This is a genomic window from Armatimonadota bacterium (genome assembly GCA_013314775.1).
In the GTDB taxonomy this organism is placed as follows: Bacteria; Armatimonadota; Zipacnadia; order Zipacnadales; family JABUFB01; genus JABUFB01.
In genome coordinates, this window is record JABUFB010000003.1 from 238,144 (window position 1) to 260,338 (window position 22,195).

The 22,195-nt window shown below is 63.2% G+C and carries 17 protein-coding genes; 9 read left to right on the forward strand and 8 right to left on the reverse strand.

Features of this window, described 5'->3' with window-relative positions; all coding sequences use genetic code 11:
• The first annotated feature begins 59 nt into the window (after window positions 1–59).
• Complete coding sequence (locus tag HPY44_03760; protein NSW55106.1) at window positions 60–1,397, forward strand: ISNCY family transposase; 1,338 nt, start codon at window positions 60–62, stop codon at window positions 1,395–1,397.
• 301 nt (window positions 1,398–1,698) lie between these two features.
• Window positions 1,699–2,016, forward strand: coding sequence for a hypothetical protein (locus HPY44_03765; GenBank protein ID NSW55107.1), 318 nt, complete (start codon window positions 1,699–1,701; stop codon window positions 2,014–2,016).
• Between the two features lie 94 nt (window positions 2,017–2,110).
• Here the strand turns inward: HPY44_03765 and HPY44_03770 are convergent, their stop codons facing one another.
• From HPY44_03770 to HPY44_03780, 3 genes are all read right to left on the reverse strand, one after another.
• A complete protein-coding gene (locus HPY44_03770; GenBank protein NSW55108.1) occupies window positions 2,111–2,728 on the reverse strand; it encodes a hypothetical protein in 618 nt (205 codons plus the stop codon).
• Between the two features lie 173 nt (window positions 2,729–2,901).
• Window positions 2,902–5,205, reverse strand: coding sequence for a hypothetical protein (locus HPY44_03775; protein NSW55109.1), 2,304 nt, complete (start codon window positions 5,203–5,205; stop codon window positions 2,902–2,904).
• A gap of 154 nt (window positions 5,206–5,359) precedes the next feature.
• Window positions 5,360–5,914, reverse strand: a complete 555-nt coding sequence (locus HPY44_03780) for a macro domain-containing protein (GenBank protein NSW55110.1) — start codon at window positions 5,912–5,914, stop codon at window positions 5,360–5,362.
• Window positions 5,915–6,113: 199 nt separating this feature from the next.
• Between HPY44_03780 and HPY44_03785 the strand changes: the two genes are divergently transcribed.
• The 3 genes from HPY44_03785 (at window position 6,114) to HPY44_03795 (ending at window position 9,395) form a co-directional block, all read left to right on the forward strand.
• Complete coding sequence (locus tag HPY44_03785) at window positions 6,114–6,926, forward strand: SDR family oxidoreductase (protein NSW55111.1); 813 nt, start codon at window positions 6,114–6,116, stop codon at window positions 6,924–6,926.
• Window positions 6,927–7,080: 154 nt separating this feature from the next.
• On the forward strand, window positions 7,081–7,788 hold the full coding sequence (locus HPY44_03790; protein NSW55112.1) for a cytidylate kinase-like family protein: 708 nt from the start codon (window positions 7,081–7,083) through the stop codon (window positions 7,786–7,788).
• The gene (locus HPY44_03795; protein NSW55113.1) at window positions 7,770–9,395 is read left to right on the forward strand and encodes a D-aminoacylase; all 1,626 of its coding nucleotides are present in this window, start codon (window positions 7,770–7,772) and stop codon (window positions 9,393–9,395) included. The genes HPY44_03790 and HPY44_03795 overlap by 19 nt, the downstream gene beginning before the upstream one ends.
• Window positions 9,396–9,555: 160 nt before the next feature.
• Here HPY44_03795 and HPY44_03800 read toward each other — a convergent pair whose 3' ends face one another.
• Entirely contained in the window at window positions 9,556–10,185 is a 630-nt protein-coding gene (locus HPY44_03800) for a CHAP domain-containing protein (GenBank protein ID NSW55114.1), read from the reverse strand.
• Window positions 10,186–10,332: 147 nt separating this feature from the next.
• Here HPY44_03800 and HPY44_03805 point away from each other — a divergent pair, with 147 nt between their 5' ends.
• A complete protein-coding gene (locus HPY44_03805) occupies window positions 10,333–11,178 on the forward strand; it encodes a carbon-nitrogen hydrolase family protein (protein NSW55115.1) in 846 nt (281 codons plus the stop codon).
• 119 nt (window positions 11,179–11,297) lie between these two features.
• Here HPY44_03805 and HPY44_03810 read toward each other — a convergent pair whose 3' ends face one another.
• Complete coding sequence (locus tag HPY44_03810; GenBank protein NSW55116.1) at window positions 11,298–14,210, reverse strand: DUF4965 domain-containing protein; 2,913 nt, start codon at window positions 14,208–14,210, stop codon at window positions 11,298–11,300.
• A gap of 230 nt (window positions 14,211–14,440) precedes the next feature.
• On the opposite strand from HPY44_03810, the gene HPY44_03815 reads away from it, so the two are divergent.
• From HPY44_03815 to HPY44_03825, 3 genes are all read left to right on the forward strand, one after another.
• Window positions 14,441–15,346, forward strand: coding sequence for a Gfo/Idh/MocA family oxidoreductase (locus HPY44_03815; protein ID NSW55117.1), 906 nt, complete (start codon window positions 14,441–14,443; stop codon window positions 15,344–15,346).
• A gap of 316 nt (window positions 15,347–15,662) precedes the next feature.
• On the forward strand, window positions 15,663–16,745 hold the full coding sequence (locus HPY44_03820) for a hypothetical protein (GenBank protein ID NSW55118.1): 1,083 nt from the start codon (window positions 15,663–15,665) through the stop codon (window positions 16,743–16,745).
• Window positions 16,746–16,798: 53 nt separating this feature from the next.
• Window positions 16,799–18,760 (forward strand): hypothetical protein, encoded by a 1,962-nt coding sequence (locus HPY44_03825; protein ID NSW55119.1) that lies wholly within the window; start codon window positions 16,799–16,801, stop codon window positions 18,758–18,760.
• Between the two features lie 317 nt (window positions 18,761–19,077).
• Here the strand turns inward: HPY44_03825 and HPY44_03830 are convergent, their stop codons facing one another.
• The 3 genes from HPY44_03830 to HPY44_03840 form a co-directional block, all read right to left on the reverse strand.
• A complete protein-coding gene (locus tag HPY44_03830; protein NSW55120.1) occupies window positions 19,078–20,211 on the reverse strand; it encodes a copper amine oxidase N-terminal domain-containing protein in 1,134 nt (377 codons plus the stop codon).
• Window positions 20,212–20,428: 217 nt separating this feature from the next.
• Complete coding sequence (locus tag HPY44_03835; GenBank protein ID NSW55121.1) at window positions 20,429–21,154, reverse strand: 3D domain-containing protein; 726 nt, start codon at window positions 21,152–21,154, stop codon at window positions 20,429–20,431.
• Window positions 21,155–21,580: 426 nt separating this feature from the next.
• The gene (locus HPY44_03840) at window positions 21,581–22,129 is read right to left on the reverse strand and encodes a MarR family transcriptional regulator (GenBank protein NSW55122.1); all 549 of its coding nucleotides are present in this window, start codon (window positions 22,127–22,129) and stop codon (window positions 21,581–21,583) included.
• Window positions 22,130–22,195: the final 66 nt, after the last annotated feature.

Genomic DNA, 22,195 nt, shown 5'->3' on the forward strand with positions numbered 1-22,195 from the left:
AATGTCCGGTGGTAGTGTCGTCGTCGTCGCGCGGCGAACTATCCGGGATGGAACTACTCATGAGCGTAAAAGAGCGTGACTGTCTGAAGATCGTTTCGCAGTTGGCAGGACCCGGCGGTGGTGCCGGCAAGTTGACCCAGGCCCAGGCCGCGGACTTGCTGGGGTGCACTGAGCGCCATGTGCGGCGTCTGGTGCGGCGCTATGAGCACGAAGGCGACGCCGGCCTTGTTCACAAGTCTCGCGGCAGGCCGTCGAATCGCTGTCTGCCCCAGGAGTTCCGGGAACAGGTCATGGTCCAGGTGCGCAAGCATTACCGCGATTTCGGCCCGACCCTTGCTGCGGAGATGCTTGCCGAACGCCACGGCCTATCGGTCAGTCGCGAGACCCTGCGCCAGTGGATGATCGCCGAAGAGCTGTGGAAGCCCAAGCGCCGCAAGGCCGTTTATCGACAGCGGCGCCCGCGCAGGGAGTGCTTTGGCGAACTGGTGCAGATCGACACCTCCGAGCATGACTGGTTTGAAGGACGGGGCGAGAGCGCGGTGCTCATCACCCTCATCGACGACGCCACCAGTCGCGTCACTATGCGCTTCTTTGAAGCGGACGACACGCAGGCCAACATGACGATCCTGCGCGACTACATCGCCCTGCATGGCCGCCCTATGGCTTTCTACGGCGACAAGGCAAGCCATTTCCGGGTCAACCGCCCGGCCAGCGTGGAAGAGCAACTGGAAGGCCTGGAGCCCGAGACCCAGATCGGGCGCGCCCTGCGCGAATTGGACATCACGTGGTTCACGGCCCATTCTCCCCAGGCCAAGGGACGGGTGGAACGCAGCTTCGACACCGCTCAGGACCGGCTGGTCAAACTGATGCGCTTGGACAACATCCGCACCATAGAAGAAGCCAATCGCTTCCTGCAGGAGCGCTACATGCCCCAATTCAATGAACGCTTCACGGTTCCGCCCGCCTGCGATACGGACGCCCACCGTACTTGCGAGGGCCTGGACCTGGACGCCATCTTCAGCCACCAGGAAGAGCGCGTGGTCACGCGGGACTACACGATCCGGTTCAAGAACCAGCGCTACCAGATCAAAAAAGAAAGCGCCGCGCCGGGCCTAGTGCAAAGCAAGCTGATCGTGGAACAGCGCCTGGACGGTAGCATCTGGCTGCGATGGCGGGATCAGTACTTGCAGTTCGTGACGATAACCCCCACCCCGACGGGCGCCGCCGCTGCCCTTCCGGTCGGGCTACGCCCTCCCTACAGGGCAGCGGCCAAGGCACAGCCGTCACCCCGAAGGCAGACCACCCGTGGAAGAAACCCTACAAAGGAGACTCCCGACCCCAACGGCAGTAGGACATTTCTACTTTGCACAAAACCGGACATTTCTACTTTGCGTTGACATTGCTCCCCGATGCTCGTGCTGTAGGTCTGCGATTCTGTCAGTGCTAATGGTTCTGCGAAAATGTCAGTCATGGAAACCCAGGTGACATTGAGCATGCGGGCCAGACATCAGGCAGTTGTACCGCAAGTGATGGACGCGTCGTCGGCCACTCTCGGGCAAGCCGCACAGTGGCTGCCCTACTCTGAGCGCCAGGTGTATCGCAAGCTCGCCGCCTATCGGGCAAGAAGCGAACACCCGAGCACCCGTGTCTGGCGGAGGGAAAGCGCCTCTGCTTCCGCGAGCTGGGAAACCCGTGTACATGACAGTGAACGGCACTCACGTCCCCGTGGGCAAGGGTTGGTATGAGTTGAAGGCGGAGGTGATCTGTAGTGGGAAACCGGACGCGGACATCTCTGATCGGGCCACTGAAGGCTACTGCGCGGCGGCCCTGGGGACCGCAGAGCAGTTCGGGGGGCGAATGCAGTATGCGGCCGCACTGCTGGGTGGGGTGGAAAAGCCACACGAGAAGTTGCTGTTGGGACACGGGGCGGCATGGACCTGGAACCTGGCCGACCAACAGTTCCCACGCGTCACGCCTCAGCAGCAAAGCCTCAATGCAGCATCACGCGTCCCATGAGACATCCATGTGCCCTGAGAACCGGGTCTACGCCGCAATCTTCCGGGCCCGGATGGGCGTGACTGTCGTTGGACCACACTTTCCCGCGCCGGCGCTACCAGTTCTCATCCTCTTCCGAAGTCGGCGCGACGCCCAAGATGATATGCACCAGCATCGCACCCGCCACCGCAGCGAGGAGCGCCGCGATGGACGGCAGCACCACCACTCCCAGACCCCTGAGCGCGGCCAGCACCAACGGTATGCAGCCCAGCGCGTACACCTGCCAGGCCACCTTTCGGATGATGGTCATGTCGAACTTCGATTCAAGCTCGAGGTTCACCACAACCTTGCCGTCCTTCGGGCGAGTTGCGCCTGAACTGTGGATGAACTGGTCCTTGGCCCAGATCAGCCAGCTTTTTCCGCGCAGACCCACGTAGGCCAGTGCCACCGCCGTGAGAGCCGCAATCACCATCAACTGCCCACGGACCAACAGGGCTGTGCCCTCCCGCCCGAGCCCGTACACCTGAATCGCCCCCAGCACCGCCGCCGCACACGCGAGCAGGAGCATTCCGCTCAGAAGCCACTCAATGGGCCTGGGGCGCCAGTATTCCTCCAGAGGCATCTCGCCTTTGCGACCGCGGCGCTGCACATCCGCCACATGCAGCACCAGCCCGAAAAACGTGAACGCCCAGACCACCGCGCCAAACACCAGATAGTGGATGCTCATATCCACGGCCCTGCCCTCCCGGCTCAGCATTCCCTTTGACCGACAACAGATCTCTCGACCCGCGAAAGCGGACCCGGACGATCTGCCCCTGTCCCCCCATCGGTCGGCGGGATGGCCCCGCGGCACCCCTGCCGTGATACGCGCAACGCCCCCCGGCATTGCGATACTGCCCAACCAGGCTACCGACTCACCTCGATCCGCAGTAAGCGCGAAGTAGCCCCCCGGCCATCGATCGTCGCCTTCACAACAACATCATGCGTCCCGACACGGTCCGGAACTCCCGCAAGAACCGGCTCGTCGCCGGACAGACTAAGCCACTCCGGGCCGGACTCAAGCTCCCACTGCGGCTGTTCCTGATCCCAGTAATGCGCATTGTAGCTGTTGCCGTTGATCATCCGACAACGCAGGTCCCCCAGCGAGCGGACGCACCTCAAAGGACACCGGAATGTTTCCCCAATCTTCGCATTCAGGTCGCCCTCAACCACGATCAGCGGCCGAGGCGCTTCCGCGTAATCAGAAGACCAACTCCGGTTCCCCTTTTCATCGATCGCCACCACCCGGTAGTAGGCCCGGTTGGCATTTGGCAGATCGATCCCGTCGCCGATGACCGGCAAATGGCAGTCTGCGGTCTCAGCCACGAAATTGGCCGGGAAAGGCGTCGGAAGCTTCTCTTTCTGGTTTCCCACGTTCACCGCGTATGGCTCGTCGCTGACGCTGAACCCCTTCTCGTCACTGCCGTATACCCGGTACCTCACCGGAGTGCGACCTTCGGGATGGGCCTGCCATTTGAGAATGTAGACTCCAGTCGCCTCGTCTAGTTGCAGACCAACCGCTTCCGGAACAGCCGGTCCGTTAGCGCGGAAGGTCCAGACTTTGCTCCACGGACCCCAAAGATTGTGGCGGTTCCGTGCCCGGACCGACCAATAGTATACCCTCCTTGGCGAAATCAAACCCTCTCTGGGCAGGCTGTACTGCGCTTTGCCCCTGTCAGCGGTGTTCGAGATGAGCTTCGTAAAGTTGGGCGACAGCGCCCAGCGCATGTCCGGGCGATCCGACAACCGGAACTCGTAATCCGCGATCTCGTGCCCCTCCGGTGCGTCGGGTGGGGTCCATCGAAAGACGATCTTCGTCCCCTCGACCGTGGCCCCGTCTTCCGGGAATACAGGCCCTGGTGGCGCAGGCGGCGGCGACGACAGAGAGCGCTCCACCCAGGTGTGGGTCACTCGCACATTCCGCGGGCCCTGGGTGTCATCCGTGTACACAAACCGGTTATCTCCAACCACCATTCCCGGCAGCGTGAGCACAGCCATCTGCAGATCGCCGATGATGCCGATGCTTCGCAGCGCTGCGCCGTCAGGCAGCGTGCAGCGCAGGAGGAACTCGTACCGCGCCGGAGAGGCCGGCGGGAAAAACCCGTCGAGATCAGCTTCGCAGGCCTGCCAGTTCTTCCCGTCCCAGGACAGTTCGAACTGCGCGCCGTCTCCTTCCGCTTCCAGCCTCCCTCCCACGAACACATACGGGCTGCGGATGCGCCAGGTCACGCTGCCACCGCCCTGTGCTGTGGGCCGCAGCGCACCATCCACCCAACCAAGGTTCTCGACCGCCTCGGCTCCTCGCTTCCAGACTTCGCCTGTCAGGTCAGGCCGGTACTCCCACAGGCCGTTGCAGACCTTGTCGACCGCATTCTGCCCCCAGTCCTTGATGTCCTCGTAGCCGTGGAACTTCACTGGTGTCAGATGGCCCCAGCGCCATGTGATTGCCTCGCCGGGCCGCAGCGTCATGTTCATGGTATGCCCCCGCGCACAGTCCCTGTCCCCCGTGGGCGCGGTGTCCGTGATATACAACGAGGCCGAGAACTCATCCAGGTTGCGGTCGTCTCTCGCCAGAATCCCGTATGTGTGGGTGCGTTTGATCAGGTCGTGGTCTCGTGTGACCTGCGCTTCGCTGGCAACGGTGTAGTTATCCCGCAGCAGGAAGAAGCAGTGCTCATCACCGTCCAGAACGTGCCAGGCGTCGTCGTAGAATACCTGGGTGATGCTGTGCCCGATGGGACGGCACGGGGCTACATTCAGCCCCGCCGATTTCCACAGGCCCGCGAGACACGTGGCATCATTCCCGCACAACGTGTAACCGTACACGTTATAGACCTTTACCGGGTCGTTGACCTCATCGTCGGCGGTGTATGCGTGGAAACGCTGCTGGGTCTGCTGCCAGTACAGCGCGAAAGCCTTCTCGCGGTCGGTCATGCCCGGCTCAATCGCGCGGCTAAGGATTTCCTCGAGAGTGCGAAATCCGTTGCGGCCATTGAACAGCCACGGGTTCACCACATCCGTCTCGCCCACATTCTCCATCCGCACCGCACGGTTGGATTCCCACGGCTGGCTCCAGGCTGCGTAGCCAATGGGCGGCCGGCAGTTGATGCCGTCCATGGTTCCGCCCTGGAAAACTGTGTAGACGAACTGCCCGTCCGTGATCTCCTGCACGTGCCGGCAGAGGCGATCCTCGGCATGCCCGCGTGATGCCCACGGTTCGAGGTCCTCAGCATCGAGACCGCTTATGGTCATCATGCACAGCCCGGGCACGAGCAACCAGCGAGCAAAGCTCATGAGCACCAATCCTTGCGCGGAGATGCGGAGATCAGGTCTCAGGCCATGCAGTTCGCCATTCGTCAGCGAAAGCCTGCACAGTTACATCGTCGATGATACAGAAATCGATCCGCCTCAGGGACCTCGTGGCTTGCGCAGTTAGCCACTGCTCGGCCTCACGCAGCAGGATTCTGGCGCAGCGGTCTTTCGGGAACCCGAAGATGCCCGAGCTGATGGCAGGCAGCGAGATACTGGTAAGCCCCAGCTCCTCAGCGCGTGCGAAGGCCGCCCGAACGGCCGACGTTAGCTTGCTGTCCGCTTCCGGGTCCGACCCCAATGGTCCGACCGCGTGGATCACATAGCGGGTCGCCAGCGAGCCGGCCCCCGTGACCACCGCCGAACCCTCGGGGCAGCGGCCGATCCGATTGCTTTCCTCCTGGATGACCCGTCCCCCTCGTCGCACGATGGCGCCTGCAACCCCGCCCCCATGCTGGAGAGCCGAATTCGCGGCGTTGACGATCGCATCGGTCGTAGCCAGAGTGATGTCCCCCTGCACGAGCCTGATCTCGCCCCCGCCCACACCGCGGCTCAAGATAACCTCACCCATGAGTCGCCGTTCCTCCGTTTTGCACAAATCGACTTATCTTGACCCGGTTTTTGACAATCTCAGGCAGGCCATTGTTTCGTTCCGCACTAACTGCTGTCCCAGGGGTGTTTGAAGGTGTATACTCACGAGGAGCGTTCACATCACTGAAGGATGCTCCCAGGCCACTCCCGGCTCAGAGTTCGTCCCGAAAGGAGTACGTATGGACCCGCGACACAACTTCCCTCCGCCCCGGCACGTGCGGGACCTGTTTTCACTCCAGGGCCGTGTGGCTCTGGTCACCGGGGGAGCAGGACGCTACGGTGCCGGGCAGACCTGGGCCGTTGCCGAAGCCGGGGCGAAGACCATCGTCGCCTCCCGCAATCTCGACAGATGCCAGGCAATGGTCGACGAGCTCCGCGCCGCCGGCTGCGATGCCGTTGCCCGGCAGCTTGATCTCACTAGCGAAGAGAGCATCGCCGACTGCTGCGCCTGGATCGAGAAGGATCTGGGCCGCCTCGACATCCTGTTCAACAACGCGGTCTCCCGCTCCACGGGCGGCGATTTCAGCACCGTCACCGCAGAGCAGTGGACAGAAACCATGATTGTCAACTCCACCAGCCTGCTCGTATGCACCCGCACCTGCGCTGAGATCATGAAGAAGCAGGGCAAGGGCAGCATCATCAACATCGCGTCCATCTACGGCATGGTGGGCCCGCAGTTCGAAATCTATGGCAGCACGGGCATGAAGAACCCCGGCGAGTACGCCTTCGCCAAGGGCGGTATGATCCAACTCACCCGCTACCTTGCCACGTTCTACGCGAAGGACGGGATCAGGGTGAACTGCATCAGCCCCGGCGGATACTACGACGGTCAGCCCGAAGAGTTCGTGGACAATTACTGCGCTCGCACGCCCTTGGGGCGCATGGCCGGCCCGGAAGACATCAAGGGCGTGGCCCTGTTCCTGGCATCCGACGCATCCGCATACGTCACTGGGGTCAATATCCCCTTGGATGGCGGCTGGACTTGCCAGTGACCTGTGAGATCACGATGCGTGCACGTCGTCAGGTGCGGGCCTGCCCAGCGACTGCCGGTGCGGGATGCCCGCGCTGACAAGCGGACAGGGGCGCGCACACCACGTTGTCACAGCCGTTCGCACGCTGAAGTAGCCTGTTGCGAGGTGATGCACCATGGCGCATGAGCTTGTCGGAAAGCAGATGAAACGCTGGGAGATGGACAACCGCCTCAAACGTCGTTTCGAGGCGGACGAAATCGAGTGCGCCATGACCACTCCGGTGATCACCATCTCCCGACAATGGGGAAGTGGCGGCACCAACATCGCCAAACTGGTCGCCAAGAAACTGGACTTCAAATTGTATGACAAGGAGATCATCGAGCACATCGCCGAACTGTCGGGGGCGAGTCCGTCGCAGATCGAGCATCACGATGAGAGCGACCCGGGCGTCTTCAGCGACCTCGTCCTGCAGCTGCTCGAGGGCAAGCGCCCCACTTCTGCGGGCTACCTGCGCGCTCTGGTCAAGGCCGTCAAGCAGGTTGCGCGGGCAGGGAATGCGGTGATCATCGGCCGGGCGTCCAATCTCATTCTCCCGCTGGCCTTCAACGTGCGGATTATCGCGCCCGAGAACGTGCGGGTCCAGCGAATCAGCGAATTGCATAATACCGACGAGCGTACGGCGCGCCGCATGGTCACTCACTCCGACCGCCAACGCAGCCGCTTCGTCCGCTCACAGTTCGGGGCTGACTGGAACGACCCTCTCGCCTTTGACATTGTTCTGAACACCGAACACTTCAGCATCGAGCACGCCGCGGATCTTATCATCAAGGGCTTCACGGACCGCAGACAGGGACAGATAGGCACGTGCGCGCCTTCGAGTTGATCATCCGTAACGGGCTGTTGTTCGACGGAACCGGCGCTCCCGCAAGGCCGGCGGACATCGGCATTCGGGGGGACACAATCGCCGCCGTCGGCGACCTGGCCGGCGCTGAATCGGCGCGAACCGTCAACGCCGCCGGCCTCAGCGTCACTCCTGGTTTCATCGACATCCACGCCCACTCCGACCTTACCGTGCAGGTGAACCCCGCCGCGGAAAGCAAGGTCCGGCAGGGCGTGACCCTCGAGGTCAATGGCCAGTGCGGCTACTCGCCCTTCCCCGTGAATCCCGGCGACCGCGCCGAACTGGACGCCCTGAACCCCTTCGTCACCGCCCAGCCGGACTGGACCTGGACCACCACCGCCGATTTCCTCTCCGCATTGCGAGCCACCGCGCCCAGCATCAATCTCGGCCAGCTCGCCGGACACAGCGCCCTGCGCGCACGGGTCATGGGTTTTGCCAATAGTGCCGCGAGCCCGTCACAGGTCGCCGCTATCTGCGACGAAGCCCGCGCTGCGCTGGACGAAGGCGCTATCGGCATCTCCTTCGGCCTGGCCTATGCGCTGGGGTCCTTCGCCGCGAATGACGAGATCGAGGCCGTCTGCCTCGTGGCTGCGCAGGCCGGTGCGATGGTCAGCGTCCATATCCGCAATGAAGGCGAGTTGCTCCTGGAAAGCATCGGCGAAATGCTGGACATCGCCCGGCGGGTCAGCGAGACTGCTCCCTTGCGCCTCCAGTTCGATCATCTCAAAGCCTCGGGGAAACGCTGGTGGGGGAGAGTCGCCGATGCCCTGGAGCTTCTCGAAAGCGCCCGGTCGGAGGGCCTTGACATCGCTTTCGACGTGTACCCGTACATCGCGGGAAGCAGGCACCTGTCCGGCTCACTGCCCGCCTGGATGCACGACGGGGGCAACGAGGCCCTCGTGAAACGCCTCGCCGACCCTGACTGCCGAAAGCGACTGCGCGCCCAGCACGACGCCTGGCTGCGCGGCGAGATCGGGCACAGTCCTTTCGAACTGGACTTCGACCGCATCGTGGTCACCGAGGTCCTGACAGACGGCAATGCCTGGACTGTCGGGAAGAACCTGGCCGAAGTCGCATCGGAGCGGGGGCAGGATGCAATCGATGCGACCCTCGACCTCCTCATGGAAGAGCGGGCCCAGGTCAGCGTGGTCCTCTTCAGCATGACCGAGGAGGACATGACCCGGGCCCTGAAACACCCGCTGGGTTGCATCGGCACCGACGGCCTGGTCTTCGCGCCATACGGGCCACTCTCCCGCGGCAAGCCCCACCCGCGCTCATACGGCACGTTCCCGCGGGCCATTGGCCGCTATGCCCGTGACGCCGGCCTTATGCCGGTGGAAGAGGCGATCCGCAAATGTACCTCCTGGCCCGCCTCGCGCCTCGGCTTACGCGACCGTGGGACGATCCGCGAGGGCATGAAAGCCGACCTGGTCCTCTTCGACCAGGACACTCTCCTCGACCGCGCCACCTTCGAGGACCCGCACCAGTATCCGTCAGGCATCGCGCAGGTCATCGTGAACGGCCAGACGGTGATCGACACCGACCGCAACCTTGCCCCCGGCTCGGGGGAAGTGGTGAAGCGGTCATAACGGAAGTCCCGCCGGCAGTGGGACAGCCAATGCTGCCTGTCCGCCATCCTTGCAGCCGCGTGGGGGTGGGCGTCTCGCCCGCCGGCCGCTGGCCTTCAGCCCCGCAGGGGCAGCAGCCCTTTGCCACCAGCGTGAGCTGGTGGATCTCAGGCCCCTCCCATCACTCATCCTTCAGCTTCCAGAAAACCTTTCCGCTGTCCAGCCGGTGATCACCGCCCGGCACAAGTTCGATCTCCTTCCATTCCCTGCCCACAAGCATGAAAGACCGGAAGGCCGGCCATTTCGCGGGCGGAGTGTCCTTCACCAGCCGGTACACCCCGGTCACCCGGTGCTTTATGTCCCAGTACGGCGTCAGCTTGGTGCCCGCTCGCTGCGGATTGCCCCGGGCCTTGCTGCTGGTGTTCTCGGCGATGGTCTCCTTCCCGCCGATTTTCCCCACATAGATCGCCACATGCCCGTACTGCCCCGACCCGTGGTGGATGCCCACGATGTCTCCCGGCTGCAGGCTCCCATCGGTCACCCGGTGCCCCCGGGCCGCGAGCTTCGCCGTCATCGCCTTGGCATCCGACGCCTGGAACTCCCACGTCCCCGGCCTCAACCCGCACGCCGTCTCGTACACCTGCCTCACGAACCGCGCGCAGTAACCTCCCGCCAGCAGATTCAGCTGTTGCTTCGCCGCACCCTCTCCAAGCGTGATGCGCGTCTCCCCCTGCTGGCTGGCCCTGGCGGCCGCCAGCGCATTGGCGACCACCTTCGCGATTTCCCCGTCTGTGTAGATCCGATCCGACATTGGCGACAACCTCCCTGTGCATCGAAGTTGCCGCCATCATCTCGCGCGTGCCTTTGTCTAGTCCTTGGCGCCGATTGGATTTGTGAACCGTTCTGGTTGTATTATCCTTGTCGCCGGTCACCATCCCGCGGATAACGAGAGCTCACCATGGGTCGCCCCGTCACCCTCGCAACCTGCCAGCCGCCTATGCCCGGTCCGGGCCATCCCCCTCCTGAAGTTGAGCAGGCCGCCCTGGACCTGCTTGACGAAGCCGGCCGCCTCGGGGCCGACCTCACCTGCCTGCCCGAGTATCTCAATGGGGGCGGGCTTCTCGACGGGGGCGCTCCGGGAGCAGCCTTCGCCACCGCAGAGCCATTGCTGTCGCGAATTGCGGAGATCTGCGCGCGCTGGGAGATGTTCGCGATCGCGCCGCTGGTCCACGAGAGTGATGGCCCGCGCAATTCGGCCTTCGTCGTCGGGCGTGACGGGTCGGTGTTGGGGCGCTACGACAAGGTGCATCTCACGAAGCCCGAGGCGGAGGCTCTGGGCCTTGTGCCGGGGGACGGCTTTCCCGTGTTCGAACTGGACTTCGGCGTCATCGGTGTGATGCTCTGCTACGATCTGTGCTTCCCCGAACCTGCGCGCTGTCTGGCATTGGAAGGTGCCGAGATCATCCTGTGCCCCTCACTCCAGCGCAGCTACACGGAAGCCGAACTCGACCTGCAGGTTCGTTCCCGGGCATTCGACAACTTCGTCTATCTCGTGCGCAGTAGCTATGGCACACCACCGGGGGAACCCTGGAGACCTGGGATGATCGCGGGGAAGAGCTGCATCGTTGCCCCTGACTCCACCATCCTCGCCGATCTGGGCCGCCGCACCGGGGTGGCATTGCGACAGATCGACCTGGACCTGGTGGATGTGGGCGCACGCTCTCACGGGGGCGAGATTGGCCCTCTGCGCGCCATGCGCCTGGAGGACCGTCGTCCGGAGACCTACGGCCGCCTTTGCCGGTGATCAGCCCGCACGCCGCACCGGCCGTCCGCAGCTGTCTTTCGACGTCGGGAAAGGCCGTGCAGGGAAAGCGCGGCGGTCCGTTCACAAGGCGCCGACGGTCTGCTTCGGCCGCCGTCCCCCTACCATGGGTGGCCCTGCGCCCGGGTGGTTACCTCCACCGGCACCTCACCGTCCACCGTCACCTTCACCTGTTCGCCCAGTCCCGTCAGGCTCAGCCACGGGACCTTCCCCGCGTTCCAGTCAGCATAGGCTAACAGCGGAATCCGCAACCCGTCCCGCACCGGGGCCACGGACACCTTCCCCGCCGCCTTGTCTACCTGCAGGCCGGCCAGTGCCGGGCCGATTCCGAAGGCCGCTGTCCCCCGCGGGTAGTAGTCCAGTGAGATGTGATCACTACCGTACACATAGACATCGGTGAAGCATCCACGCTTGTCCCGGTTGATGTACCGCTGCAGATTCTGGTAGCGCTCCATGTTTCCGCCCATGTCCATCCCCAGGTACGCCGCCGCCATGTCCCGCCAGATATTCTGCGACACCCACATGTTGTTCTCGCGGTCCGAATGGGGGCTGCCATACTGCTTGAGCGTGGCCAGCGTCGCCGTCTGGATGTCTCGTCTCATGCGCTCCAGGTTGATCTCCGGCAGCTTGAGCCCCGACCGCATCGGATACAGCAGGCCGTTGCTGGCGTAGATCGAATAACCATCCCAGCCCTGCACCGGCTTGTACGTGGGCTGCTGGTAGCCATAGCCCCCGTATGTGCCGCCCTGCGTCTGACCGTCGCCCTGGAATTGTCCGCCGGTCTGCCAGTCGTTGCTGTTCCACATGTCCTCCTGCTGCACGGGAGGAGTGCGTCGCCACGGGTCAGTCGCCGGTGGCTCGTACTGCTTCGGAGGCTGGTTGAGTGTCACTGCATAATGGTCGTCGAGCCACGCCTGTTCATCCAGCGTCCGGGCGATCAGCCTGGCCTGCCGCCGCCATTCCGTCGCCAGATCATCCCGGTTGAGCAGCTCCGCCATCTGCTCGCCGCACCGGAATGCCGCAAGCGCTCGCACCGCGAGATACGTCTGGTCCTTGGCGTACTGGATTGCCGCCGAGCCCTGATCGATGGTGTTGTATGTCCCCTCCTCGTGGAACCCATCCCCGTCCGTGTCGCAGCGGATCACATGCGCAAGCAGTTCTTCCACATGCGGGAACAGTTCGCGCACAAGCCCGCCATCCGCGGTCTGCCGCCAGTAGTGGTGCAGGAGCAGGACGAAGTTGGTGTTCTCTTCCACCTCCATGTCATGCCCGTACTTCATGCCATTGGCCGACAAACCCATGCCCATATCATGGGACAGCACACCCTCGCGGATGTACTTCACCCACTGCTTCAGGGTGATCTTCATCAGCTCCGGCCAGTATTCGAAGTAAAGCGGGGCGACGTTGTACTCCACGTCCACCGTCGAATGGAATTTGCAGCAGCCCTCCCAGACGCTGAACCAGTCTTGGCCCTCCTCGCTTGCGCAGTAGAACGTGTTCATCACCCAGCTCTGAAAGGCGAAGGCAAGGAACTCCCGGGTCTCCGGCGACAGGCTGGCATCCGCCACGGTGCTCTCGAACAGCGCCACCTTACGGTCGATCTCGGCGCGGTTGTCGAAAGCGTAGCGGGCGACATCATAAATGTCCGAGAACAGGTCCACGTACTTGAAGTGGTACGGCTCGTTCATCACTTCCAGAATTGGCTCCTGCACCCACCCCACATAGGCGAAAGTGCGCGACTCAGCACTCCCCGGCGCCAGTGTGAAATCCCACTGCAGCCCGGCCGCATTGTCAGCCCAAGCTGTGGTGAGGACTCTTCGCCCGTCCGCGTCCTTCCTGGTTTCCCCATTGACGCCCCGGGCGGCCGGCACTGACATCGTCCCCGCGTGCGCAGACACCCCTCGCGCCTGGTTCGGATCGGCGAACCAGGCGTGGGTGGTCTGCTTGCCGAACACCGGCAGATCGAAGGCCACACCCCGGCAGTCCGCATTTTCCACCCGGGTCACGGTCTCGGTCGGTCTGGGCGAGTGCCCCACCAAAATGCTCCCGACCTGCGCCTTGTCGGAGAGGTTCCTTACCGACACCTCCAGCAGGATATACGGCGCGCAGGAGAGCTTGAGATTCTGCGGATAGAAGGGCGCCTGGAAGCGGTAGGTCACTTCGAGCGGCAGGTCTGGCGCCCTGCAGGTGTAGGTGAGCGAGGTGAGCGTCTGTTCCTGGCGTATCTCGGGGAACGCTTCCAACCGCCCGTTGAAGGGCAGGGAGTACCATACCTTATCCTCACCGGTCCCGCAGCCCACCCCGTAATACACCGCGGTCTTCGGGATGTCGTAAAGTGCCGGGTTATTCTCGAAGTACGCCACGTTGTAGTCTGCGTGTCCCAGCGCCGTCTGCCTGCACAGCCCCTTCTGCGGTCGTGGGTTGATGCAGATGCGCGACCCGAACCGGCTGATGGCCGTCTCGTAAACATTGTGCATATGCGCCGAGTCCCGGGTCACATTCCCCAGCAGCAGTTCCGGGCCGTCTTCGGCGCCGATCTCCAGCGACCAATCGGTGGTGTAGAGCTTGAAGAAGCTGATCTTGGCGTTCTCCACTTTGCCGCGGAAGCCCAGGGTCAACGAACCGTCCTCCGGCACCCGTACGGTTGTCGAGACCACCACGGCCTCATCCGGCCCCCCCCATTCCAGGATGTCGAAGTTCTCAAACAGCGTCTGATTATTCAGCAGGATATCGAACACGCGCTCACCGGTCTCCCGGTACTTGAGCTCGCAGAACCCCATCTTGAGCCGGGCCATGCCGGGTGGCAGACCGGTCAGCACATAGCTGAACTCCTGCCCATAGCGCTCCTTCTGGAACTTCGCGTCCTCAGTGGTCTCCAGCACAGACCGGGTCTCGGTCCATGTCTGGGTGTGGCCGCGCAACTGCACCTCCACTGGGCCGTAGTCCTCGGCGAAGGCAAGTTTCGGCGCGAGGCAGGCCAGGCAGGCGGCAGTGATCAGGGTAAGTCTCGTCATAGGGGGCTCCTGAGAAGCAGGGGTGGGCCGGGTACTTCTCTTGTACTTGGTGAGAACGCCCTGCCAGGCGACATGTTTCCCGATTTCGGCCCCTGACACCTCCACAACCGCGCAACACAATCTCCCGCTATTGACTCATCCGCCGTTCGGGTTCACTATTAGAGTTCGTGCCCGGCCGGTCGTCCTGTATCGGCCCGAACCCAACCCGTACCCCACGGAGGCCCTTCCCCATGCTCAGAATTGGTATCGTGGATTGCGACACTTCCCATGTTGTGCAGTTCACCATGCGCCTCAATCATGTGGAGATCGACCAGGAGCAATGGGTCGATGGCGCAAACATCGTCGCCGCCGTTCCCCTGCCCTCGGCCATCCTGGAGCAGGCGAAGATCGACGAGTACGTCGACAAGCTCCGCAGCTGGGGAGTGGAGATCGTCGAAAGGCCCGAGGACCTGCTTGATATGGGTCTGGACGGCGTCTGTATCGAATCCGTAGACGGCTCGGTCCACCTGGAGCGCGCGAGACCTTTCCTCGAAGCCGGAATGCCCCTTTACATCGACAAGCCTTTCACCACCTCCAGCGCCGACGCCAAGGAGATTCTGCGCCTGGCCCGGGAGAACAACGTGCCTGTCTTTTCCACTTCCAGCCTGCGCTATGGTCTGGAGGTTGTCGAGGTCCTCGAAGACGCCGAGGGCAAGTATGGCAAGGTCATTGGCGCCCACTGCTGGAGCCCGGCGAGCCTGCACGACCGCAACCCCGGCCTGTTCCATTACGGCATCCACGCCGTGGAGCCCCTCTTCACCCTCATGGGCGCGGGCTGCGACTACGTACACACCATCTGGCAAGAGGGGGCCGAGGTCACCGTCGGCGTGTGGGATGACGGGCGCATCGGCACCATACGCGGCACCCGCGCGGGAGCCCACGCTTACGGCTTCACCGCCTGGTGCGAGAAGCAGGTCGTGACCACGTCCATCAACGCCGGCATGATCTACCGCGAGCTGTTGAAGAAGATGGTCGAGATGTTCAAGACCGGCGTGCCGCCGGTGGACTTGCAGGAGACCCTTGAACTGGTTGCCTTCATCGAAGCCGCCATGGAGTCCCAGGCGAAGGACGGCGCGAAGGTCAAGCTGAACCGATAGACGACGACCTGAAGGACTGTCTGCTCTGCGCGGCGTGGGGCAGGCTTCTCGCCTGCCCGCCCTTTGCCGTCGCCGTCACGTGCCCCGGATTGGAGCGGGGGCCGTCGGTCAATCATCCTGAGGGAAGCACGGCCGGCCTGTCGCAGGCGTACCAGTCCCTTGCTGGAGCGGGCTTGCCCGCACCGCCGTATGCCAACCACCTTCGCCGCCAGTGGGACAGGCAATCCTGTGTGTCTGCCGTTTGTCGTGTCTGGGCGAGGACCTGTGCCCGGCCGTCCGTCCGATTTTCCCACCCATACCATCCAGGAGCCGCCAAATGGAACCCATGCCCTCAGTGCCACCCCTAGAGTTCAAGCCCGACTTCGAGGACGCAAACCGCCGTTGGCTGGCCTTCTGGAACCAGGACCTCATCGACCGTCCCTGCTGCTGCATCACCGCCCGCAAACCCGGCATGCAGCCCCCGCCCTGGCCGCGTTACATGTCCGGGGCGCGGGATGACTTTGGCCCGATCATCGAGGCCATCCTGGCCAACGGCGAGGCAACCTGGTACGGCGGAGAGGCCATCCCCTCGTATACCCCCAGCTTCGGCCCGGACATGATGGCCGCCTGGATGGGTGCTCCCCTGGAGTTCGGCGACGCCGAGGGCACAAGCTGGGCGGTCCCCTGCATCGACGACTGGGAGACTGCGCTGCCCATCACCCTCGACCCCGACAACTACTGGTGGCGGCGCATGCTCGACTTCTGCAAGGCCCTTGGTGAGGCTTTTGCCGGGAGGATGGTGGTCGCTCACCTCGACCTGCACAGTAACCTGGACCTCCTCCTGGCCATGCGCGGCGGCCAGAAGCTCTGCATGGACCTCATCGACTGCCCCGAGACCATCGACCGCGCAATGGAGAGTGTCCGTGCCCTGTATAAGCCCGTCTACGATGGTCTGTACGAGGCGGGTAACATGGCCGCCACCGGAACCTGCGGCTGGGTGCCGGCGTACCACCCGGTGAAAACCAACACCATCCAGTGCGACTTCGCCGCATTGATCGGCCCGTCGCAGTTCAGACGCTGGGCGCTGCCGGCTCTCGAGGAAGAGGCCGCATACCTGGAGCATACCGTCTATCACCTGGACGGCCCCGAATGTCTGGTACACCTGGACGACCTGTGCTCCATCGACGGCCTGGACTGCATTCAGTGGACCACCGGCGCCCGCAACAAGGAATTCATCGAGTGGATGGACCTGCTCAAGGACATCCAGGCCAAGGGCAAGAGCCTGTGGGTTCCGTGCAACACCGAGCAGATCAAGGTCTTCCACAAGGAACTCGAGCCCAACAAGGTCTTCTACGTCCTGGGCGCTGCATCGCCCGAAGAGGGAGAGGCCACCCTCAAGTGGCTGGCCGACAACACCTGATACTCTTCGGTCCACATTCACTTTCGCCGTCATAACTGACCCGGAATCAGTCCATGGACACGCGACACCCAGCCACCACGAGATCAATCATCATCGGCCTCATCGGGGCCGTGGCCGTCTGTTTCATCGTCTGCTGGGCCGAACTGGTGGTGACCACCATCCAGATCGCCATCTGCCAGTTCGCCCCGGCAGCCATTGGCCTGCTGCTTCTCGTGGTCATCGTCAACGGTGGCGTGAGACTGGTTTTCCGCAGGCTGGCATTGCGTCCCCAGGAGATCATCATCATCTACATGATGATCCTCGTGGCCGCGCTCACCACTTCCCGCGGGGTTCTGGAGCGCTGGTTCTCCACCATGGTGGCGGTCAATTACTACGCCACCCCTGCCAATCACTGGGAGGAGACCTTCTTCCCCCACGTCCCCCAGTGGGCCGTGCCCTGGGACGTGGAGGGAGAGGCTCAGGACTTCGTGGTTCGAGCGTTCTACGAAGGCCTGCGCCCCGGCGTTCCTATCCCCTGGAGCGCCTGGACCCAGTCCTACCTCGCCTGGCTGGTGGTCATCGTCGCGCTGCTCTTGTCTTACGCTTTCCTCGCCTCGATCCTGCGCAGGCAATGGATCGACAACGAGAAGCTCAGCTTTCCTCTGGTCAACCTGCCCATTGAGCTTGCCCGCGGGGAATCCGACGGCAAGTCCTTCTTCGCCAACCCCATGGTCTGGATCGGCTTTGCCATCCCGACCCTCATCTTCACTCTCAACGGCATCCACAATATCTACCCGTCAATTCCCGCGATTCCGCTGGAGGTCAGGCTGAACCAGACCTTCAACAGCATGGGCAAGCCCTGGATCGACCTGGGCTACACCACCGCGTACTTCTCCATGGCCGCCGTTGGGTTCAGCTACTTCCTGCCTGCCGAGATTCTTCTGTCTCTGTGGTCCTTCTTCGTGTTCCTTCGGGTGGAGAACATCATGTTCTCGGCTTTCGGCGCATCACCCGAAGCCATGCCGCTGTACCCCACCACCCTGTGGAACGGCTACCAGGTCCTTGGCGCGTATCTCGTGCTCGTGGTCTACTTCATCAAGTCCGCGAAGCCCCACCTGGCCGGCGTCTGGCGCGCAACCGTCGGCAAGCCCAACCCTGAGCTTGAGGGCCGCGAGTTCCTGCCCCACCGCGTCTCGGTCATTGGTCTGTTTACCTGCTCGGCCGTAGCGGTCTACTGGTTCACGAAACTGGGGATGAGCCTGTGGATGGCCGTGGTAGAGGTTGTCATCTTCGTGTTCGTCGTGGTCATCGTCATGGCCAGAAGCGTCAATGAGGCCGGGATGCTCATGACCGAGACCAGCTTCCGCCCAGTGGACCTCGTTCGGCTTTTTACCCGCCTGAGCGCCCTTGGCCCGAAGAACCTCACTGCACTGTCCTTCGCCGACGCCGCCTTCACCCGCGACCTGCGCGGCAATTTGCTCAGCACCTTCCTCGATGGCCTGAAGATGTCGGACCTCATCAAACTCGACCGCCGGCACCTGTTCATCGCCATCGCCATCGCGCTCGCCGTAGCCCTGACCTGGGGAAGCTTCCTGCACATTCTCATCCCCTACCAGCGCGGCGCGGTCACACTCTACGGCTACGGCTACCGGGCCAACGCGCTGTGGGGTTTCCAGCATTTCCAGCCGGCAATGGAGACTGCAGGCAACTACGACGCCCGCCTGCCCATCTTCTTCGGCTCAGGCGTGCTCATGGCCGTGTTTCTCAGCATCATGCGCGCCCGGTACACCTGGTGGCCCTTCGCCCCCCTGGGCTTTGCCCTCTCCGGCTCGTGGAGCATGATCGTCTTCTGGTGCCCGATCCTCATTGCCTGGATGCTGAAAACCAACATCCTGAAGTACGGTGGGATGAAGGTATACATGCGCCTGAAGCCCCTGTTCCTGGGGCTGATCCTCGGCGAGTTCTCCCAGGCCGTCATCTGGGCAACCATCGCCAGCGTCTGGCGCCTGCCGGCCCCCTTCTTCCCCTGGCCGTAGACGCGGCCAGACCGCCGATCGCCTTCGCCATCTTGTGCAGGCGAGGGCTCGCGCCACGCCAGGCCCGCTTGTCGTCCTCTCTCAGCCGTCGCGCCTCTATCTCCCGGTCGCAGGGACGGCAGCCCTTAGCTGACAGCCGTGAGCCTGCCGATCACGTCACGAGGCCCCTTCCAACGCCGCCGTGTCGACGCCTGGACAAAGAGTACCTGCTCAGGAAACGAAAACCGGCGCTCCGGCCGTACTCCTCATCCGAGGTGTACTCTGGCCGAAACGCCGGCGTCAATGGACCGTCTATCGTTTCTCTGGCCGGACCCGCTCTACCGCGACTGCAGCGTGATGCTGTTCAAAGTCACGTAATATGTGTCGTGCGTCCCCGCCGCCACCGTGATGTAGTCCTCGAAATCCTCGCCGACGGTGCCCCACAGGGTCACCTTATACGTGCCCGGCGCAGCGAAATTCGGGCCGATCGTAGTGTGCGCCCGAATGTGCCAGTCTGCCTGGAAACCGTTGCCCTGCAGCCGCACGTGAATCGGCAGGTCGGTCTCGTTCCGGAAGGTGAGCACCCCGGCCGTTACGCCCTCCGGCGCGCCGGTAACGGGGTTGGTCCACGGGTAGTCTCGAAGCTGGACGCCGAAGGTGGGTTGCGGCGCGTAAACATACGCCCGGTTCTCCACATCGCTCCATTCCACGTACACACCGAACAGTTCGCAGACCTTGCGCAGCGGAACCCAGGTCCGGCTATCGCGGAATATCACCCGAGAGCCCAAGTCAACCGGATTGTTGTTCACCTTCACCTGGCTGCTGCCGGGGACGAAGCGAATGACCGTATCATTGCGCTCGACCTCGATGTAACTCGCCTTCGGCCCCCAGACCTGCCGGCCGCCGATGTGGCGGATCAGGTCATTGAGGGTGATGTACATCCGCTTACCGCTGATGAACCCGTGGCGCTCGAGGTCCGCTTCCTCGCCGGAGAACCAGATAGCCTCCTGCGTCACGGGCACCCGGTGCAGCTTCGCGAAAGCCGGTGAGCCCTGTTCGGGCATCTCCAGCACATCCGCGAGCACCGCGGAGCCCTTGTCATTGGCCACGGTGACGGCGATCGGGCCGGTGCTGATCACCAGCTTGCCGGCCTTCTCAGCGTCAATGCGCAGCACATGCTCGCCGTCGCTCAGCTTCGCCGTGTCCAGAAGCAGAGCCGGGCTCGCGGCGTCCGTGGCGAGTCTCAACTCGCCGTCAACGAAAAACCGCACCTTGTCGCAGACCGGCCTCAGCGGATGGGGGCTGACCTGCAGGGAGCCGCGCACAACCGGCCCCGCCGACGAGGGCAGGATCGGCTCGGCGCACTCCAGTCTCACGTCCAGCGCATTGCCCGTGGTGAGGACTTTCGTGTCGCCCAAGCACGGCAATACAAGACCGATGGCACACAGACAAAGTAGCAGTCGCGTTGGCACGGTCGCTGCCCTCCTGAGAGGTCCGGACGGGAGATGGATTGGCCAAGGCTACAAGCATGGAGTATAGCACAGCCCGAAAACGGATGTCAAAGCTATCGGGACCCTCCAGCCGCGGCCGAAGAGGGACGATCGGCGAACCTACGCCCTCTGCCTGCCGACCTTTCCACTCCGTCGCATTCCCCGACACCGGTCCGCACTGGACCGGCAAAGCTGTCAGTCAGCCACATTTCTCCACCGGGCCCTGCTCCGCCTTCACCGGTTTCGGCGCAGGGGCGACAGGTCGAAGCACCTGGCTGATCGGCGGCGCGGGCGGGGTCCAGTTACGTGGTTTCGAGGACCACGTGCGCTGCACCGGCGCCACATACAGCGGGATGTACTCCAGGGTCCGCACCCCGAAACGGCTGGCAGCGGCGGCATCCGTACCGAAGCTGATGTCGAATCGGTGCTGACCCTTCACCGCGCTGCCAGTGTCCTCCACGATCAGAATGGCCTCGATCGGTGCTCCCATCCAGATCACGCTCCCCGGCCCCCAGTAACGCGGGTCAGCAGCGCAGATGCCCCGGCGAACCCGGGTCCCCCACCGCGTCGTGGGTCCGCCACCATCCGGGCAGTTGGAGGAATATGCAGTGCAGCGCGCCTTACGGGGCTGATGCTTCAGGCCCTGGCAAAGCAGAGACAGCCGCCATTCGGGCTGCTCGCCGAAATCCCCGCGCCAGGTCTTTATAATCACAGGATACAGGGGGTGGGTCGTGTCGAGACCCCCAGGGAAGTCGAGGCTTGGAGTGAATGTGAGGGGGCTATCTGATGCGGCGATTCCCGATGGCGGCGCGATCCCCGTCGCTCGGGCCACGGGCAGATCTTCTGCGAAGGCGGGTACGGTCAGCAAGGTCCACGCCGCGATAAGCGCGGCGCAAGGGTACAGGTACCTGGTGGTTCGCAACATGACGGACGGCTCCTATCTCGCAGTCTGTGGTGTGTGCAGGCCCTCTACCCTCACCCACACGGCAATTCCCATTCCCGGCAAACAGCCGCATTTCGCGGCGGTCTGCCGCGTCCCAGGGTAAGCTAAGGGACGGCTACGAATGAAAGGGGAAGAGTGTGGATTTGCAGCAAGGGAGAGGTGGTGACTTCAACCGCTGCGATTCACGGCGGCTCGATCGGTCACCTCGCGGCTGGACGCGCACCGGTCCTGTCGCTATCGTCGCGCGCAAGGGCCGGCCGAGTGTCCCCCAATACTGTCAGCCGATCGTTTCAGGCAGACATCCTTTCGTAATCCAAGTCTCATCTGACCGAAAAAGTGGACTTCGGAGATCCCCAGGCGGGGCTCCGACTGGCACCCCCGGACCATTCGGGCCGGACTGGTTAGCCCTCAACTGTCGCGGCGCATCTCGCCGGTGACAGCGTATTCTGCCTGACAGACGGGGCATGTGTCAACATGCAGACCCCCACAATGCAGGCAGACGCCGTCCATATCCTTCTGGTCCTCCAGCGCCGCCATCACGAATCTCTCAAGGCAACGCAGCAGGTCACACGACGCCGGAGCGCCGATCCGCGTCAGCACCTTGTCAATCGCCTGGTTGCGTGCCTCAATGACCTGCCGGGAAATAGCTTCACCCTCCGGGCTCGCCTGCAACTGGACGATGCGCCGGTCCTGTTGGTACGAGGACCGGGTAATATAGCCCTTCGCCTCCATCCGCTCCACCAGCTTCACGGCCGCGGGATGACTGACGTCCAGTCCCTCCGCCAGGTCCTTGATGCAGCACCTTGGGTGAAGGTAGATGAACTGGAGCCCTTGGAACTGGGCCCGAGAGATTTCCTTGCCCACAGCGATTTCCAGCGCCCGGGCGGTTATGATCTCATCGATTACATTACAGAAGAGTCGGCAGAGCCTGTCTGCCTTGTTCGCATCGTCGGACATATGAGCCCCCAGTGAAGGATTAGCTGCTGTCATGGCGGAAGCGTAACATACCTTCACACTCTGAAT

Coding starts and splice junctions, on each gene's coding strand:
- HPY44_03760 (NSW55106.1), top strand. CDS start 60: ATGAGCGTAAAAGAGCGTGACTGTCTGAAGATCGTTTCGCAGTTGGCA.
- HPY44_03765 (NSW55107.1), top strand. CDS start 1,699: ATGACAGTGAACGGCACTCACGTCCCCGTGGGCAAGGGTTGGTATGAG.
- HPY44_03780 (NSW55110.1), bottom strand. CDS start 5,914: ATGGGTGAGGTTATCTTGAGCCGCGGTGTGGGCGGGGGCGAGATCAGG.
- HPY44_03785 (NSW55111.1), top strand. CDS start 6,114: ATGGACCCGCGACACAACTTCCCTCCGCCCCGGCACGTGCGGGACCTG.
- HPY44_03790 (NSW55112.1), top strand. CDS start 7,081: ATGGCGCATGAGCTTGTCGGAAAGCAGATGAAACGCTGGGAGATGGAC.
- HPY44_03800 (NSW55114.1), bottom strand. CDS start 10,185: ATGTCGGATCGGATCTACACAGACGGGGAAATCGCGAAGGTGGTCGCC.
- HPY44_03805 (NSW55115.1), top strand. CDS start 10,333: ATGGGTCGCCCCGTCACCCTCGCAACCTGCCAGCCGCCTATGCCCGGT.
- HPY44_03810 (NSW55116.1), bottom strand. CDS start 14,210: ATGACGAGACTTACCCTGATCACTGCCGCCTGCCTGGCCTGCCTCGCG.
- HPY44_03815 (NSW55117.1), top strand. CDS start 14,441: ATGCTCAGAATTGGTATCGTGGATTGCGACACTTCCCATGTTGTGCAG.
- HPY44_03820 (NSW55118.1), top strand. CDS start 15,663: ATGGAACCCATGCCCTCAGTGCCACCCCTAGAGTTCAAGCCCGACTTC.
- HPY44_03825 (NSW55119.1), top strand. CDS start 16,799: ATGGACACGCGACACCCAGCCACCACGAGATCAATCATCATCGGCCTC.
- HPY44_03835 (NSW55121.1), bottom strand. CDS start 21,154: ATGTTGCGAACCACCAGGTACCTGTACCCTTGCGCCGCGCTTATCGCG.
- HPY44_03840 (NSW55122.1), bottom strand. CDS start 22,129: ATGTCCGACGATGCGAACAAGGCAGACAGGCTCTGCCGACTCTTCTGT.